The sequence below is a fragment of the Streptomyces sp. TBY4 genome (genome assembly GCF_024213195.1).
GTDB lineage: Bacteria > Actinomycetota > Actinomycetes > Streptomycetales > Streptomycetaceae > Streptomyces.
Genome location: NZ_JANAVF010000004.1, coordinates 252,819 through 267,586, shown reverse-complemented (window position 1 = coordinate 267,586; position 14,768 = coordinate 252,819). Strand labels below are relative to the sequence as shown.

General features: G+C 70.9%; 9 protein-coding genes. All 9 read right to left on the bottom strand.

The annotated features are described in order from the left end of the window. Positions 1 to 29 precede the first annotated feature (29 nt). The 9 genes from NLX94_RS11900 to NLX94_RS11860 all read right to left on the bottom strand — a co-directional run bounded on the left by NLX94_RS11900 (position 30) and on the right by NLX94_RS11860 (position 14,722). Positions 30 to 2,540 carry an amino acid adenylation domain-containing protein gene (locus NLX94_RS11900; protein WP_308402414.1) on the bottom strand — a complete coding sequence of 837 codons (2,511 nt, stop codon included), beginning with the start codon at positions 2,538 to 2,540 and terminating at the stop codon, positions 30 to 32. After that, positions 2,537 to 3,277, bottom strand: coding sequence for a hypothetical protein (locus NLX94_RS11895; protein WP_254382633.1), 741 nt, complete (start codon positions 3,275 to 3,277; stop codon positions 2,537 to 2,539). Before NLX94_RS11895 ends, NLX94_RS11900 begins: the two co-directional genes overlap by 4 nt. Next, positions 3,270 to 4,007 (bottom strand): thioesterase II family protein, encoded by a 738-nt coding sequence (locus NLX94_RS11890; RefSeq protein WP_254382632.1) that lies wholly within the window; start codon positions 4,005 to 4,007, stop codon positions 3,270 to 3,272. Before NLX94_RS11890 ends, NLX94_RS11895 begins: the two co-directional genes overlap by 8 nt. Next, positions 4,004 to 5,245 (bottom strand): cytochrome P450, encoded by a 1,242-nt coding sequence (locus NLX94_RS11885; RefSeq protein WP_254382631.1) that lies wholly within the window; start codon positions 5,243 to 5,245, stop codon positions 4,004 to 4,006. The genes NLX94_RS11890 and NLX94_RS11885 overlap by 4 nt, the downstream gene beginning before the upstream one ends. Further along, the gene (locus NLX94_RS11880; protein WP_254382630.1) at positions 5,242 to 6,999 is read right to left on the bottom strand and encodes a non-ribosomal peptide synthetase; all 1,758 of its coding nucleotides are present in this window, start codon (positions 6,997 to 6,999) and stop codon (positions 5,242 to 5,244) included. The genes NLX94_RS11885 and NLX94_RS11880 overlap by 4 nt, the downstream gene beginning before the upstream one ends. Before the next feature lies 1 nt (position 7,000). Continuing rightward, positions 7,001 to 7,207, bottom strand: coding sequence for an MbtH family NRPS accessory protein (locus tag NLX94_RS11875; RefSeq protein ID WP_254382629.1), 207 nt, complete (start codon positions 7,205 to 7,207; stop codon positions 7,001 to 7,003). A 65-nt stretch (positions 7,208 to 7,272) separates the two neighbouring features. Then, positions 7,273 to 8,532, bottom strand: coding sequence for an ATP-grasp domain-containing protein (locus NLX94_RS11870; protein ID WP_254382628.1), 1,260 nt, complete (start codon positions 8,530 to 8,532; stop codon positions 7,273 to 7,275). 5 nt (positions 8,533 to 8,537) lie between these two features. Beyond that, positions 8,538 to 9,833 carry an MFS transporter gene (locus tag NLX94_RS11865; RefSeq protein WP_254382627.1) on the bottom strand — a complete coding sequence of 432 codons (1,296 nt, stop codon included), beginning with the start codon at positions 9,831 to 9,833 and terminating at the stop codon, positions 8,538 to 8,540. A 62-nt stretch (positions 9,834 to 9,895) separates the two neighbouring features. After that, positions 9,896 to 14,722: a non-ribosomal peptide synthetase gene (locus NLX94_RS11860; RefSeq protein WP_254382626.1), complete on the bottom strand. Its 4,827-nt coding sequence runs from the start codon at positions 14,720 to 14,722 to the stop codon at positions 9,896 to 9,898. Between the last annotated feature and the right edge of the window lie 46 nt (positions 14,723 to 14,768).

Genomic DNA, 14,768 nt, shown 5'->3' with positions numbered 1-14,768 from the left:
GCACTTTCCGTTCCCGCCCGGCAGGAGGTCTACCGCTCCCCCGCGGCGAGCGCGGCCGCCAGGACGGGCCCGATCTGGGACAACGCCTCCGGACGCATCATCCGGAGATGGGTGGTGGCGATCTCGTGGGTCGTGATGCGGCCGCCGATGTGCGGGCGCCAGGCCTCGGCCAGTGCATTCGGTCCGGCCGTGCACAGCAGCAGATCGCCGCCGAACCGGCCGGGGGTGAAGCGGTCGCGCAGCCGGCCGCTGTGCCCGAGGGTGGCGATGATCCGGGAGGTCATCTCCTCCGGCAGGCTGGCATCGCCGATCTCCTCCGCGAGTGCCTCGTCGAGCACGTCGTCGGCGAGCACGCTGCCGACGGGACCCTCCGCCTGCGTGCCCTCGGTCTCCGCGGGCACCGGCGACACGTCGAGAACGGCCAGCAACTCCACCTGCTGTCCTTCGCGCTCGAGTTGGACCGCGATCGCGTGGGCGACGAGCCCACCGAAGGACCAGCCGAGCAGTCGGTACGGTCCGCTCGGCTGCACCGTTCGGATGCGGCTCAGATACTCCGCCGCCAACTCCTCGATGGTGTCCGGCAGAACGGACCCGCCGCTCAATCCCGGTGCCTGCAGTCCGTACAGCGGGGTCTGCGGATCGAGGTGGTGCAGCAGACCGGCGTAGGACCAGCTCATCCCGCTGGACGGATGAATGCAGAACAACGGTGTCCGGCTGCCGCGCCCGCGCAGTTCGAGCAGTACGTCACGGGCGCCGCCCTCACTGGCATCACCCGCGACCAGCCGCGCGAGCCCGGCCGGTGTCGGTGCCTCGAACAGGGCGCTGACTCCCAGCTCCACCCCCAGCGCGGTCCGCACCCGGTTCACCAGGGCCGTCGCCATCAGCGAGTGCCCGCCGAGGTCGAAGAACCCGTCGTCCGGGCCGACTTCGCCGATGCCGAGCACATCGGCGAACAACGTGCACAGCACCGCCTCCGCCGGCGAGCGGGGACGGCCGGCCGACGCATCGAACACCGGTGCGGGAAGCGCCCGCCGGTCGACCTTGCCGGTGGGCGACAACGGGAACTCCGCGGAGACCATGACCACCGCCGGCACCATGTGGGCGGGCAGGTGCCGGGAGGCGAACTCCCGTGTGACCGCGCCCAGCTGCGCCGGATTCACCACCGAGCCGGCCGGCCCGTCCGGCGTGACGTGCCCGACCAGGCACTGCTCGCCCCGCCCGTTCGTTCCGGCGACGGCCACCGCGTTCGCCACACCGGGGCACCGGGCCAGCACCGACTCGACCTCACCGAGCTCGATCCGGTACCCCCGGATCTTCACCTGGTCGTCCATCCGCCCCGAGTACTCCAGACCCCAGCGCCCCCAGCGCACGAGGTCGCCGGTCCGGTACAGCCGCTCGCCGGCGGCGCCGAACGGATCCGGCACGAACCGGTCGGCCGTCAGTCCGCCCCGACCCCAGTAGCCCCATCCCACGCCCGCGCCACCCACGTACAACTCGCCCACCACACCGGGCGGTACCAGATTCATCCCTTCGTCCAGGACGTAGCAGCGGACGCCGGGGAGCGGCCGGCCGACCAGGCCGGTCGCGGCCGTCCGGTCGCGGTCGAGGGCGGCGTGGGTGACGTGCACCGTGGTCTCGGTGATGCCGTACATGTTCACCAGCTCGGGCTTGCCCGCACCGTGCCGCCCGTACCACTCCTCCAGCCTCGCCAGGTCGAGCGCCTCGCCGCCGAAGACCACGTAGCGCAGGGCCAGCCGGCCGGAGGTGAGCGCGTCCCCGGCATCGGCCCGCGCCAGTTCGTAGAACGCCGACGGGGTCTGGTTGAGGACGGTGACCCGCTGGTCGGCCAGCAGCCGCAGGAAGTCCGGTGCGGACCGGGCGGTGTCGACCGGCACCACCACCAGCGTGCCGCCGTGGAGGAGCGCACCCCACAGCTCCCAGACCGAGAAGTCGAACGCATAGGAGTGGAACAGCGTCCAGACGTCCTCCTGGCCGAAGTCGAAGAGGTCGCGGGCGGCTGCGAACAGCGCCATGACGTTGGCGTGCGCGACCACGACTCCCTTCGGCCGTCCCGTCGACCCGGAGGTGTAGATCATGTAGGCGGCGTCGCCGGGATCCCGCACGACCGACGGTGCGCCGTCAGGGGCGTCCGCCAGCCGGGCCGCCACGGCCGGATCGTCCAGCAGGAGTACGGGTTCCCCGGAGCGGAGGACCTCCGACGTGCCGACGACCACGACCGGGTCCGCGTCCTGCACCATCCACGCGACACGTTCCCCGGGATAGCCCGGATCCAGCGGCAGATAGGCCGCGCCGGTCTTCAGTACGGCGAGCAGCGCCACCAGCAGGTCCACGGACCTCGGCAGACAGACTCCGACGAAGGTGCCGGGGCGGGCGCCGGACCCGGCCAGCAGGTGGGCCAGGCGGTTCGCCCTGCTGTTCAGTTCCCGGTAGGACAGCGACCGTTCACCGCACACCACGGCGACGGCGTCCGGTCGTCGGCACGCCTGCTCCTCGAACAGGTCGATCAGGTTCGCGGTCACGAGGGGAGGCGCTCCTCTTGGCTCGGCGCCGGATCGGAAGAATCGCTGAGCCGGACCCAGGTGGCCTCAGCCCGGCCGAACTCGGTGCCGTCGGGACCGAACAGCGCACTGACCACCCGCGCGGTCCGTCCGACGGTCGCGATGTGCCGGGCCACGACGATCGCGGGCTCGCCGGACGGCGGGACCGCGTGGACGTGCGCGGACATCCTGCCGAGCACGTAGGGAGAGCCGCTCTGGTCGAGGGTCCAGCCGCCGGGGCAGTCCAGCACGGCCCACAGGGTGTCGAGGTCCGGGTCGCCGGGGGTCCAGGTGCACGCGACGACATCCGAAAGACCGTCCACGGGACCGGGAGTCAGGTGCAACGCGGCCGGGTCGGTCCTGGCGGTTCCGCACACCAGGCACTCCGGGAACGGGTGCACCGTCGCACCCCTGAAGAACGCGCTCGCCCGTTCCGCGGCGGCGAGGGTGACGAAGGGCGCCACCTCCGCCTGGTCCTGCCTCGCGGTGGAAACCGTCGCGACGAGCTCGTCCCCGTGCCAGATCAGTGCCCGCCTGTGATGCGCGCGGACGGCCAGCTCGGTGTCGAGCGGTGGGGGCGTGTGCAACTGCACGACCGCCCGCGGCCCGATCACGTCTTCGGCGATCCTGGCGAACATCCCGCAGGCGTAGCCTCCGTTCGCGCTGTCGGGCGGACCGTTGTGGGTCCGGGGGATCCGGCAGGTCAGCGTGTCAGTCATTCGAGGCCATCCTCTCGGCAAGTTGCGTCAGCAGCGCGGCCGGGGCGTCGAGGAAGGTGTGGTGCACGCCCGGCAGCACCACTCGGTGGACCTTCTCGGAGTACTGGTCCCACCCGCTCATGAGCTCGGGAGCGACCTCCTGGTCCGCCGACCAGCCGATCGTGGTGATCGAGGTGTCCAGCAGCACCGGCCCGGCCGGCCGGTAGGCCTTGTTGGCCTCCACATCCGCTCTCAGCACCTCCGTGACCAGGTCCAGGACGGAGTCGTCGAGCTCGCTGTCGCTCAGCGCGACCAGCTCCGCGCGAAGCTGTTCGTCGGACATCGTCAAGTAGCTGCCGTAGGGGCCCTCGTGGGGCGCGACCTGGGAGGAGCAGAACAGCTGCCGCGGCATCGGCAGCCCTTCGCGGTGCAGCACGGCGGCGATCTCGAACGCGATCAGCGCGGAACTGCAGTGCCCGAACAGTCCGAAGGGACGGTCCATGGCCGGCAGCAGCGCCTCGACCAGGTCCTTCGCGAGCTGCTCGTACGTCCCGAAGTGCGGCTCCCGCAGGCGGTTCTCCCGGCCGGGCAACTGCACCGGGCAGAGTCCGGTGTCGCCCGCGAGGTCCGGCCACCGGTTGAACATGGAGGCACCCGCGCCCGAGTAGGGCAGGCAGAAGATGCGCGTCGGAGTGTCCGGCAGCGGCCGGGGCAGCCACCTGCGCAGGGGAACAGCCGATCCGTTCGTCATGACCGTACTCCTCGGGCCGTCACCGGCAGACTGGTGTATCCCGCGATGAAGTTCGACCGCAGCCGCACGGGTTCGCCGACGACCTCGATGTCCTCGAAGCCGGTCAGCAGCTCGTGGAACAGGACCCGCAGCGCGACCCTCGCGACGGTGTGCCCGACGCAGTAGTGCGGGCCGACGCCGAAGGCGATGTGCTTGTTGGGGCGCCTGCGGATGTCGAAGGTGTCGGGCCGCGAGAACACGTCCTCGTCCCGGTTGGCCGAAGCCAGCCACGCGACGACCGCGTCGCCCGCGCGCACCGTGACGTCACGGATCTGCACGTCCCGCGTGGCGTAGCGCATGAAGTGCTGCGCGGGCGAGGACCAGCGCAGCGCTTCTTCCACACCGCTCACCAGCAGGTCCGGGTGCGCCGCCCAGTCGGCCAGCGCCTCGGTTCCGGCGAGCTCGAGCAGTGCGGCGCTCGGCGGCTGGGCGGTGGTCACGTTGGCACCGAGCAGCAGGCTGTAGCAGTTGGACACGATCTCACCCGGCGTGAGCCCCGCCCCGTCGACCTGCATGCCCAGCAGTACGCCGATCAGGTCGTCGCCGGGGGCGGCGCGCCGCTCCTCGACCACGTCCTGGAAGTAGGCGAACAGCTCGCGGTGTGCTCTGACGAGTGTCTTCTCCGGGCCGCCCGGGCCGACGTAGGCCGGGTCGTCCGGCGCGATGCACGCGGCCGTCAGCCGGGTCAGCTCGGGCCAGTCCGACCGGGGAAGCCCCATCCACGCACCGATGACCGCCATCGGCACGGCCGCCATGGCCGCAGCGAAGTCGAACACCCCGCCGTCCTTCATGGGGGCGAGCAGTTCCCGGATCAGGGACCGCATGCGCGGCAGGTCGCGCTCCACCTCCTTGACCGACAGGGCGCGCTGCAGCGGTTCCCGCTGCCTCGCGTGCCGGGGCGGGTCGGTGACCGCCATCTGCCGGCCGCCGGCCGGGTCGCCCTTGCCGAGGAGGGTGAGCAGCGATCCCTTCTCGGAGGTGAAGGTGGTGTGGTCGCGCAGAACGCGCTGTACGTCGTCGTACCGGGTCACGGACCAGAACCCGTCGTCGCCGACCGTCTGCCAGCTGACCGGCGCCTTTCGTCGCAGGGTGCGCCACACGGCGTGCACGTCCGTGGTGGCGAACGTGGCCGGCTCGAACAGGTCGATCCCCGGGCCGGCGTGCATCGGGCAGCGGCCCGCCTCTACGGCAACGGTCATCGCTGCGCTCCGCTCCGCATGGCGGTTTCCAGTTCCTCGCCGAGCTCGCCGAGGGTCGGCTGCAGGTAGAGGACGCGCGCCGCAATCGTGACGCCGAATTCCGCCCGCACCGCGCCGAGCAGTTCCGTGGCGTTCAGCGAATGGCCGCCGAGGTCGAAGAAGTCGTCGTCGGCGCCGATCGGCTCCACACCGAGCACGCCTTCCCACAGTGCGGCCAGGCGGTGCTCCACCTCGGTCCGCGGCGCTACGAAGTCGTTCGGCACATTGCGTGCCATCAGGTCCGGCACGGGCAGTGCGCCGCGGTCGATCTTCCCGTTGCCGGTCAACGGCAGGCTGTCCCGTACCAGGACGGCCCACGGGATCATCGGTGCCGGCAGGGTCGCACGCAGCTGTTCGCGCAGCTGCTCGCCCCAGTGCGGCGGTGGTGCGTCCTCCGGTACGACGTAGGCCACCAGCCGCTTCGTGCCGTCGGCGGCGGTCCGCACGATGACGGCGGTCCGGCTGACGCCCGGCAGGCGGTGCAGCGCGCTTTCGACCGCACCCGGCTCGACCCGGTGGCCGAGGATCTTGACCTGGTCGTCGACCCGGCCGAGGAACTCGCAGGCGCCGTCGGGCCGCAGCCTGACGAGGTCGCCGGTGCGGTACATCCTCGCCCCCGGCTCGGGCGAGAACGGGTCGGGAAGGAACCGGTCGGCCGTGGCTCCCGGCCGGCCGAGATATCCGTGGGCGAGCCCGGCTCCCGACACGTACAACTCCCCGCAGGCGCCTGCCTCGACCGGCTGCAGCTCGGAGTCGAGGACCGCTATCCGGGTGTCGTTGACGGGCGTGCCGATCGGAATCGTGTCGAGGCCGTCTGCGACGGCGGCGCCGGTCGTCCAGGTCGTGGTGAAGGTCGTGTTCTCGGTCGGACCGTAGCCGTTGGTGAACGTGATGCCCGGATGTGCGGCGAGCAGACGCCCGACCGGACCCGGCTGGATCACGTCTCCGCCCGCGACGAGGTGACGCACTCCGGCGAACGCGCCGATGTCGTGCGCGACCATGTCGTGGAACAGGCCGGCCGTCAGCCACAGCACGGTCACGCCGTGCTCGCGTACGGTCTGCGCCACCCCGTCCGTGGTCAGCCGGCCGGCCGGCGCCATCACGAGGTGGCTGCCGTGGGTCAGCGGTGTCCAGATCTCGAAGGTGGAGGCGTCGAACGCCAGGGGGGCCGCCTGGAGGAACGTGTCGCCTCCGCGTACGTCCATCCAGTTCATGTCCGTGACCAGTCGCAGCACCGCGCGGTGCGGGACCATCACGCCCTTCGGCCGCCCGGTCGAGCCGGACGTGAAGCTGACGTAGGCGAGGTCGGCGGCGGTGGTGCTCGCCGGAGCGCTGGAGGACCCGCCCGCGGCCGACGGCGAGAGCGTGGTGAACCGGCCGGGAACGCACGCGCGCAGCTCGTCGTCCGCCACGACGAACTCCACGCCGGCATCCGTCAGCAGGTCGCTGCGCCGCTGCGGCGGATCGTCGGGGTCGATCCCGGCGTAGGCGGCGCCGGCCCGCAGGATCGCCAGCAGCGCCGTGATCACCTCGGCGGACCGCCTCATCAGGACACCGACGACGTCGCCCGGCCGGACGCCGGCCTCCGTCAGGGCGTCCGACAGCCGGTCCGCCCGGCGAACGAGCTGGGCGTAGGTCAGGGTCTCGCCGTCGAAGGTGACCGCGGGAGCCGAAGGGTTCCGCAGGGCCTGCCGGACGACGCGTTCGTACAGCATGCTAATTCCCTTCCATTCGCCTGCGGACGCTCAGCGGCCTCATGTCGGTCCACACACGGTCGATGTGGTCCAGGCATTCCTGCCGGGGTCCACGGAATCCTTCGGCGGTCCATCCCGCCGGAACGTCCCGGCCCGCCAGGAGGATCGAGTACTGCTCCTCGCCGTTGAGGACGACGACGTATTCGACCTTTTCGTCAATGTCCACCATGATCGGCCTCCGCATTTCGTCGACAAAAGATGTTGGGTACCGGAAAGGGACTCCCGGAAAGGGACTCAGGCTGGGATCGCTACGGCAGTGCGCAGGGATATCGAGATCTGGTCCACGGCCGAGCGGGCGTTCTTCTCGGCGTCCGCAGGGCTCTCACCGGCGGCGATGACCGCTCCCACCCGGCTCCAGGAGGACTCCACACCGCCCAGCGTCTCTCCCACGCGGCGAACCAGCCTCACCTGCTGAATTCCGGGCAGGGCGGCGGCCTCTTCCACGCCGTCGATCGCAGCGATTTCTCCCGCATCGTGCGGCATGATGAATCGCACCGCCGCTCCGCCCCGGTCGACGGGTACCGGGTCTTCTCCGACTCCGCAGAGGAGGCTGAGCGCCTCCCGGAAAAGGTTGACATCGGAGGAGAGCCGAATGAGATCGGGGATCCAGTCGCCGGCCAGGCGGCCCGCGCACTCGATCAGTACCGGGCCCCGCTCGGTGACGATCCATTCCGCGTGGAGGAGACCGCCGGAGTATCCGGTCGCGTCGACGAGGTTCTGCATGAGACCGGGCAGCAGATCGACGCCCTGCGCGGCCGGGGCCGGGACCAGGTGCCCCAGCTCCACGGGATGGCGGCCCGGGTGCGTCCGCTTCAGGGTGACGTTGTGGAAGACGATCCGGCCGTCCCGGACCAGGGCTTCCGCGCTGTACTCCGTACCGCTCAGGCGCTCCTCCGCCAGGTAGCGCCACGTCATGGGACGGTTGGCGAGGTGCACGCCCTCCTCGACCTGCGTGCACTCCGCCCAGGCTGCACCCAGGTCGTCTCCTGCATCCAGGAGCAGCACGCCCAGGCTGGCCTGACGGTTCGCCGGCTTCAGGACGCACGGCCCGCCCTCGGCGAAGGCCGCGAGTTCGGCCGCGGACGAGACCTCCGCGAAACGCGGGTTGGGGATGCCCGCGGCACTGGTGGTCTCGCGCAGCAGCAGCTTGTCGCGCAGGGCCGCCGCCGCCCGCCGTCCCGCGCCGGGCAGCCCGAACCGCTCCGCCAGGTCGGCTGCGGCCTCGACCGAGTACTCCAGTGCCGGAAGCACGGCCTGGACCGGGGCCGTCTTCGCCACCTGGTCGGCCGCATCGCGGTACGCATCGGACTGGTGGTAGCTCGTGAGGACGACCTCCCGCACCACCGGGTGCGGAGGGAGGTCGGCCAGGCGCTTCCCCTCGTAGAGGTCGCGCTCTTCGAAGACCACCACGCTCCCGTCCGGCAGCCAGCCGTCGAGATGGTGCAGCCAGTCGTTGTTCCAGCCCACCATGATGATGACCGGTCGAGTGTCCACGGCGTTCATCCCTTGAGTCGATTGCGTGACGGGACCATGAGGATTCCGGTGACGATGAGGGCTCCGGCGGAAAGCGAGAGCCAGTAGAGGTCCCCGTGTCCGGCGGAGTACAGGATCAGGAAGAGACCGCCCCCGCAGAAGGCCCCCGTGGATTCCCCGAACGTGCAGAAGATCTGACGCAGGTTGAAGGCTTCGAGAGGAGAGTCGATGGGGAGTCCCGAGAACGCGGTGTTCACCATGGGTGCGAACAGGGTCTCGGCAGCCGAGAACACCAGAACACTCAGATACGCGGAGAGCAGCAGCGGCCACTGGCCGCTCAGCAGGAGCATGGCGAGGGCGAACAGGGCGGTACCGCTCCCCAGAATCGCAAGGGGTTTCACACCGCGCTTCATCAGCCGGCCGACGAGAGCGGACACCGGGACCTGAAGAACCACGACGGCCAGCGCGTTCGCGGTGAACAGGCCCGCCCGGAGCGGCGCGTTCTCGATTCCCTTGGCGACCAGAATGGCGAAGGCCGAGAAGAACTGTGCGTAGAGGAAGCTCCCCGCCGCGGCCATGAGCGCGGTGCGCAGTGCGTCCCGGTCCCTGAGTACGACGGCAAGGGTCGCCCGGCTCACCGGCCAGATGCCGGACTTCGGACGGGGCCGGAGGTCGCGCGGAACCGCCCACAGCACCAGCGTCGCAGCGGTTGCGTAGCATCCTGCGACCAGCAGGAACAGCGGCTTCCCCGCCCCGACCGCGTACAGCGCGGTCGCGATGAACGGCCCTGCGGCCGCGGCCACGTTGACGGCGATGTTCAGCGCGGAGAACATCTTGTTCCGCTCGATGTCCCCTGACGTGATCTCCGCGATCAGGGACCTCCCCAGCAGCCCGTGGACACTGAGACCGCCACCGGCGACCAGCAGGAGGAGGACGAGTGCACCGATGGAGTGCACGTACGGAATCCCGGCCATACCGGCGGCCGAAAGCAGCAGGCCTCCGGCCATGGCCGTCGCATAGCTGAATCTGGAGATCCATCGGGTGACCAGGAGGCACGAGATGCCCACGGCCGACGTGTAGGCGAAGAGGGCGGCTCCCACCGAGAAGCCGGAGTTGCCCGGCAGCTGATGGGAGATGACCGCAGCCAGGATCGGCAGGACGCTGAAGTACCCGATGTGGCAGAGCAGATAATCCGCCGACAGCAGCAGGCTCCACGCCCTGTGGTCGCCGGCGCGGTTCTTCTCGTTGTACGTCGGCCAGAACCGCACGGCCGGCGGCCGGACGGGCGGGACCGCTCCGTCGGGGACTTCTGTCTTGGCCATGGCACTCATTGCTTTCGGCGTGCTGAGGGACGGGGGGTCGGGTGCTGCCGGAACCAGGGATCTCAGACGGGCATCGCGCCGCTGAGCAGCGCTTCGCGCTCGCTGGGCAGCAGTACGTCGGCGGTGTCGAGCCGGGCCGCCGGATCGGCCACCGCGGCGCGCATCACCTGGACCAGGCGCCGGGTCAGCGCGATGACCGTCTCCTGGTCGAAGACGTCGGTGGCGAACTCGACCAGGCCGGCCATGCCTTGCGGACTGCCGTCGGCGCCGCGCCGTTCGGTGAACGAGAACGACAGGTCGAACTTGGCGGTCTGCACATCGACCGGCCGCCCGGCCGCGGCGACGCCGGGGAGGTCGAGAGCGGCCTCGCCCGCGCCCTGCAGCGTGAGCGTCACCTGGAAGAGCGGGTTGTGGCTCAAGGAGCGTGTCGGCTTGAGCGCCTCGACCAGCCGCTCGAACGGCACGTCCTGGTTGGCGTACGCGGCCAGGTTGGTCTCGCGCACCCGCGCCAGCAGTTCGGAGAACGTCGGATTGCCACTGGTGTCGGTGCGCAGGACGAGGGTGTTGATGAAGAAGCCCACCAGATCGTCGAGCGCGTCGTCATTGCGGCCGGCGATCGGGGCGCCGATCGGGATGTCGCCGCCCGCGCCGATCCGGGTGAGGAGGCCGGCCAGAGCCGTCTGCAGTGCCATGAACAGGCTGGCGCGTCCGGCGCCGGCGAAGCGCGCGAGACCGGCGTGCAGATCAGCGTCCAGTTCGAAGTGCACGGTCTCGCCCCGATGGCCGCGCACGGCCGGGCGCGGCCGGTCCAGCGGCAGCTCCAGTCGCTCGGGCAGGCCGGCCAGCTGCTCGGTCCAGTACTCCACCTCGGTCGTGACGGCCCCGCCGTCCGCGCCGAGGATCTCCTGCTGCCACAGCGTGTAGTCCGCGTACTGGACCGGCAACGGCGTCCACTCCGGTGCGGTGCCCCCGCGCCGGGCCGCGTAGGCGGTGGACAGGTCCCGCAGCAGCGGCCGCATCGACCAGTGGTCGGTGGCGATGTGGTGCAGGCAGATCAGCAGCACGTGCCGGTTCGGGCCGAGCCGGAAGAGCACCGCCCGCATCGGCGGCGCGCCCGCGAGATCGAACCGGCGCTCCACTTCGGACCTCATCGCGTCGGCGATCTCGGACTCCGAGGAGTCCACCGTGGTCAGGACGGGGCTCCCGGGGTCGAGGATGCGCTGCCACGGCTCGTCGCCGGACACCGGGAACGCGGTCCGCAGGCTTTCGTGCCTGGTCATCACGTCACCGAACGCCGCCCGCAGTGCGGCCACGTCCAGCTCACCGGTCAGCGAGAAGGCCGACGGGAGGTGGTACGCGGAACCATGGCCCGCCGAGGTCTCCAGCTGCTCGACGAACCACAGCCGGCGCTGTGCGAAGGACAGCGGCACCCGCTCCGGCCGCTGCATGACCCTGGCGGGCGGCCTGCTCAGCGCCAGGTCGTCGATGGCGTTGGCGATGCCTGCGACGGTCTGCCGTTCGAAGATCACTCGTACCGGCAGGTCCACGCCCATCACCGAACGCACCCGGCTCGCGAGCCTTGCGACCTGCAGCGAGTGGCCACCGAGCTCGAAGAAGTCGTCGTCGACCCCGACCTCGGCGATCTTCAGCACGTCGGCGACGAGCCGGCACAGCAGCTCTTCCTGAGGTGTGCGCGGGGCGCGGCCACTGACCGTCCACTGCGGTGCCGGCAGCGCCGCGACGTCCACCTTGCCGTTCACGTTCACCGGCATCCGGTCCAGCACGACGAACGACGCCGGGACCATGAATGCGGGGAGGGTGTCGGAGAGGTAGCGCCGCAACCGCGCCGGTACGAGCCGGGTGCCGTCCACCCCCACCACGTACGCCACCAGCCGGACGTCCCCCGGCACCGGCTCGACCGCGGTCACGACCGCACGGGCCACGTCGGAGTGCTTGAGCAGGGTCGCCTCGACCTCTCCCGGCTCGACCCGGTAACCCCGGATCTTGACCTGGTGGTCGGCCCGGCCGGCGAAGACCAGGGTGCCGTCGCCGGCCCACCTCGCCAGGTCGCCCGTGCGGTACATCCGCCCACCGTTGCCCGCGAACGGATCGGGTACGAACCGCTCCGCGGTCAGTCCCGGCCTGGCCAGGTAGCCGCGGGCGGTGCCCGCACCGGCGACGAAGATCTCGCCGACCACTCCCGGCGGGACCGGCCGGAACTCCTCGTCCAGCAGGTAGACCCGCTGGTTCCACACCGGACGGCCGATCGCAACGGCCGCGGAGGGCTCCCCGGCGGCCGCCTTCCCGGACAGGGCGAGCATGGTCACGGCGTGCGTCTCGGTCGGACCGTAGTAGTTGAGCAGCCTGCGCTCCACGGGACCGCTCAGCAGCGACCGCATGTCATCGCTCAGCATCAGGGCCGATCCTGCCTGCGCGACGTCGGTGAACGCGGGCAGTTCGAGGCCCTCGGCGACGGCGGCCGAGCAGATGCTGTCGATCATCAGGTTCGGCGCGATGACCATCGTCACCCGGTGCCGGTCCATCCAGTGCACGAGCCGTACCGGATCGGTGCGCACGTCCGGTGCGGGGATCGCGACCGTGCCGCCGCTGATCAGGGCGGGCAGGGTCTCCTCCAGGGAGACGTCGAACCCCACGCTCGCCAGCTGCGCGGTGACCCCGCCGGCGCTGCCCGTTTCGCGGTCCGCCTGCCAGCACACCATGTTGAGCAGACCGGCGGCCGGCATGACCACGCCCTTGGGAAGGCCGGTCGAGCCGGAGGTGTAGATCAGGTAGGCCGCGGCGGCGGGATCGCCGGTGCCGCGTTCGTCCCCGGTGAGCGGCGTCGCCGGGTGCCGCTCGATCCGCGCCGTGTCCTCGGCGGAGTCGAGGACCAGGGCGCCGGGCAGCCGGTGTGCGTGCTCGCGGTGGGTGACCACGACCACCGGCGCGGAGTCCTCGATCATGAAACCGAGCCGGTCGTCGGGGTAGTCCGGATCCATCGGCAGGTAGACCGCACCGGCCTTGACGGTGGCCAGCAGCGTGACCAGGAGGTCCACGGACCGGTCGAGCAGCACCGCGACGACGCGCTCCTCGCCCGCGCCACGGCTGATCAGCTCTCTGGCCAGCCGGTTGGCCCTGGCGTGCAGCTCCGCGTACGTGACGCCGGCCGAGTCGGTGACGGCGGCGATCGCCGAGGGCGTGCGCGCGGCCTGGTCCTCCAGCAACGTCACCAGGTCGGCGGCCGGGAGGTGCCGGGCGGAGTCGTTCCACTCGGTCAGCACCCGGTGCCTGCCGGCCGCGGACAGCAGTTCGCCCCGCGACACCGGCCGGTCCGGATCGGCGACGGCCTGTGCCAGCACCAGGCAGAACTGCTCGGCCATGGCCTCGACGGTGCCCCGGTCGTACAGGTCGGAGGAGAACTCGAGCACTCCGTCGATTCCGCACGGCGTGCCGTCGGCGGAGCGCCGTTCCTGGACCGAGAAGAACAGTTCGAACCGGGACACCCCGATGTCGACGGGGTCGAACCGGGAACCGACGCCGGGTGCGTCGAGCGCGGGGTCGACGTGCGTCTGCACCGCGAGCATCACCTGGAAGAGCGGGTTCAGGCCGAGCGAACGCACCGGGTTGAGCGCTTCGACCACCTGGTCGAACGGCACGTCCTGCGCGTCGAACGCAGCGAGATCGGTCGCCCGGACGCGCTCGACCAGCTCACGGAAGGTCGGCTCGCCGGACGTGTCGGTGCGCAGCACCAGCGTGTTGACGAAGAAGCCGATGAGGTCGTCGAGCGCCGCGTCGGTGCGCCCGGCGACAGGTGCACCGATCGGCAGGTCGGTGCCCGCGCCGAGCCTGGTCAGCAGAGCACCGAGGCCCGCGTGCAGGAGCATGAACAACGTCGCCTGGTGCTCCCGGCCGAGATCGGTGAGCCGCTGGTGCAGTTCCGCGTCGAGGTGGAAGGGCACGCGCCCACCGCGGTAGCTGGTGCCGGCCGCGGAACGGGGGCGGTCGGCGGGCAGGGCGATCTGCGCAGGAAGGTCTTCGAGCGCCGTCAGCCAGTAGCCCAGCTGCTTCGCCAGCATTCCGTCGGCGTCGTCATCGGCGAGTTCCCGCTGCCACTGGGCGTAGTCGGTGTACCGCACGGGCAGGTCCGGCCAGGTCGGAGCTGCACCGGCCAGCCGGGATCGGTAGGCGGCGGACAGGTCGTGCCGCAACGGCTCGAACGACCAGCCGTCGACCGCGACGTGGTGGAAGGTGAGCAGGAGCACGTGTTCCTGCGGGCCGAGGACGAACAGGCACGTCCGCAGGGGCACATCGACGGTCAGGTCGAAGCCCTCCGCCGCACTCCGCCGGACCGCCTCTGCCGCCTCGCCGGGCTCGACGTGGACCACCGGCATGACGGTTGCCGGGTCGGGAACCTCCAGGACCTTCTGCCGCGGCGTGCCCGACTCGGCCGGGAAGACCGTACGGAGCGGTTCGTGCCGGGAGATCACGTCGCGTACCGCGTGCCGGAGCGCGTCGTGGTCCAGCTCGCCCGACAGCCACAACGCCACCGGGATGTTGTAGCCGGAGCCGCCGCCGGCGACCTGGTTGAGGAAGCACAGCCGTTGCTGCTCGTACGACAACGGGACCTGCGCGGGCCGCTCCTGGCGTTCGACGGGCGGACGTGTGGTCCGGTACGAGTCGAGCTTGCCCGTCAGACCGGCCGGAGTCGGCGATCCGAAGAACTCCCGCGCGGTGACGTCAACCCCGAACGCGGAACGCAGTCGGCCGAGAACGCGGGAGGCCAGCAGCGACTGACCGCCCAGCTCGAAGAAGTCGTCGTCCGGACCCACCGCGGGCAGGCCGAGGATCTCGGCGAATATCGACCGGACGAGATCGGTCCTCGGGTCCATTCCCGATCGCTCCCGCGTGGAGTCGTGATACACGGACATTGACGCC

Excerpts from the sequence above, each read along its gene's own strand:
- NLX94_RS11860 (WP_254382626.1), bottom strand. The coding sequence starts at position 14,722 with ATGGACCCGAGGACCGATCTCGTCCGGTCGATATTCGCCGAGATCCTC.
- NLX94_RS11880 (WP_254382630.1), bottom strand. The coding sequence starts at position 6,999 with ATGCTGTACGAACGCGTCGTCCGGCAGGCCCTGCGGAACCCTTCGGCT.
- NLX94_RS11895 (WP_254382633.1), bottom strand. The coding sequence starts at position 3,277 with ATGACTGACACGCTGACCTGCCGGATCCCCCGGACCCACAACGGTCCG.
- NLX94_RS11875 (WP_254382629.1), bottom strand. The coding sequence starts at position 7,207 with ATGGTGGACATTGACGAAAAGGTCGAATACGTCGTCGTCCTCAACGGC.
- NLX94_RS11885 (WP_254382631.1), bottom strand. The coding sequence starts at position 5,245 with ATGACCGTTGCCGTAGAGGCGGGCCGCTGCCCGATGCACGCCGGCCCG.
- NLX94_RS11890 (WP_254382632.1), bottom strand. The coding sequence starts at position 4,007 with ATGACGAACGGATCGGCTGTTCCCCTGCGCAGGTGGCTGCCCCGGCCG.
- NLX94_RS11865 (WP_254382627.1), bottom strand. The coding sequence starts at position 9,833 with ATGGCCAAGACAGAAGTCCCCGACGGAGCGGTCCCGCCCGTCCGGCCG.